The organism is Halomonas sp. SIMBA_159 (assembly GCF_046536035.1).
Classification (GTDB): Bacteria; Pseudomonadota; Gammaproteobacteria; order Pseudomonadales; family Halomonadaceae; genus Vreelandella; species Vreelandella venusta_A.
Map to the genome: position 1 here is coordinate 1 of NZ_JAWJBT010001218.1, position 248 is coordinate 248.

Genomic DNA, 248 nt, shown 5'->3' on the forward strand with positions numbered 1-248 from the left:
GCCAGATGATCCGCACAACCGGAGCAGAACCATGGCAACGAAAGCTGCAAAGAAGGCCGCACCGGCCAAGCCCGCGTCCACCAGGGCCGCCGCGCCCAAGCGCGGCACCGCCGCCGGCGGGAAGAAGCCCAACATCCTGGTGATCTGGGGCGACGACATCGGCATCAGCAACCTGAGCTGTTACAGCCACGGGTTGATGGGTTACCAGACCCCGAACATCGACCGCCTGGCCAGGGAAGGCATGATGT

1 protein-coding gene is annotated in these 248 nt (G+C 64.9%); it reads left to right on the forward strand.

Going from position 1 to position 248, the window contains the following annotated elements; translation table 11 throughout:
- Nucleotides 1-31 precede the first annotated feature (31 nt).
- Nucleotides 32-248: hypothetical protein (locus R0J87_RS23150; protein WP_498889298.1), on the forward strand; the 217-nt coding region annotated here is incomplete at its 3' end.